This window comes from Streptomyces hygroscopicus, assembly GCF_026168105.1.
GTDB lineage: Bacteria > Actinomycetota > Actinomycetes > Streptomycetales > Streptomycetaceae > Streptomyces > Streptomyces hygroscopicus_D.
On record NZ_LBMW01000141.1, the window covers coordinates 1 to 1,712 of the forward strand.

Annotated in this window: 1 protein-coding gene; it reads left to right on the forward strand. The window is 70.1% G+C overall.

All coding sequences use genetic code 11. The features are described 5' to 3' along the window. Window positions 1-30: 30 nt before the first annotated feature. Window positions 31-1,712, forward strand: a 1,682-nt coding sequence (locus tag AAW14_RS39260) for a condensation domain-containing protein (RefSeq protein ID WP_265569247.1), incomplete at its 3' end; no start/stop codon positions are given.

Genomic DNA, 1,712 nt, shown 5'->3' on the forward strand with positions numbered 1-1,712 from the left:
GGGCGTGGTCCGGCGAATGAGCGGGAGCGGGTGCTGTGCGAGGCGTTCGCGGAGGTCCTGGGGGTGTCCGAGGTCGGCGTCGAGGACGACTTCTTCGCCCTCGGCGGCCACTCCCTCCTCGCCGTCCGCCTGATCAGCCGGATCCGTGCGGCGCTCGGCGTCGATATGGAGGTCCGTGCCCTGTTCGACGCCCCGACGGCAGCCGACCTCGCCGCCCGGCTCACGGGCGCCGAGACGGCCCGGAAGGCACTCACGGCTATGGAGCGTCCGAAGCTCGTGCCGCTGTCCTTCGCCCAGCAACGCCTCTGGTTCATCAGTCAGTTGGAGGGCCCGAGCGGGTCGTACAACATCCCGGTGGCGTTGCGGCTGACCGGTGAGGTCGACCGCGAGGCGCTGAACGCCGCACTGCGGGACGTCATCGGTCGGCACGAGGTGCTGCGAACGGTGTTCGCGGTCGTGGACGGCGAGCCGTACCAGCGGATCATGGGTCTCGACGACCTGGAGTGGGAGCTGGAGGTCCTCGAGGTCGCACCGGCCGGCCTGGAGGACGCGGTCTCTGCCGCGTTCGGCCACACATTCGACCTGGCAAGGCAAATTCCCTTCCGTAGCTGGCTGTTCAGGGCCGGGGCGGACGATCACGTCCTTGTCGTGGTGACGCACCACATCGCCAGCGACGGCTGGTCGAGGGGCCCGCTCGCCCGCGACCTGTCGGACGCCTACGCGGCGCGACGTGCGGGACGGGCGCCGGAGTGGGAGCCGCTGCCGGTGCAGTACGCGGACTACGCGCTGTGGCAGCGTGAGCTGCTGGGCGATGGAGAAGACCCGGAGAGCCTGGCAGCACGTCAGATCGCCTTTTGGCGTGAGGAACTAGTCGACGTCCCGGAGGAGCTGGAACTTCCGGCCGACCACCCGCGGCCCGCGGTCGTCAGCCACCGTGGGCACGGTGTGCCGCTGGAGATCCCGGCAGCCGTGCACGCGCGGCTCGCCGAGATCGCGCGTGCCGAGGGCGTGACCATGTTCATGGTGCTGCAGAGCGCCCTCGCCGTCCTGCTGAACCGACTCGGCGCGGGCACGGACATCCCGATCGGCACGGCCAACGCCGGCCGCACCGACGAGGCGCTCGACGACCTGGTCGGCTTCTTCGTCAACACCCTCGTACTGCGGACCGACCTGTCCGGCGACCCGACGTTCGCCGACGTCCTGGGGAGGGTGCGCGAGACCAGTCTGTCGGCGTTCGCCCACCAGGACGTGCCGTTCGAGAAGCTGGTCGAGGAGCTGGCCCCGGCGCGGTCGCTCTCGCGGCACCCGCTGTATCAGGTGTCGTTGTCGCTGGAGAACACGACGGACGCCGTGCTCGACCTGCCTGGGATCGAGGCCGATGGGCTGTCGGCCGGGGCGACGGTCTCGCGGTTCGACCTGGAGGTCGGTCTCAGGGAGGCCTTCGACGCCACCAGGGCTCCGGCGGGGCTGTACGGCGCGGTGGTGGCGGCGGCCGATTTGTTCGAGCTGGAGTCGGTCGAGCGCGTGGTGGCCTGCTTCGGCCGGGTGCTTGCCGCAGTGGCCGAAGATCGGCAACTTCGGCTGAGTGCGGTGGATGTGATGGATGCCGCTGAGCGTGAGCGGGTGTTGGTGGGGTGGAATGACACTGCCGTAGAGGTTGTGGGCTCCTCGGTGGTGGGGTTGTTCGAGGCGCAGGTGGTGCGGACGCCGGA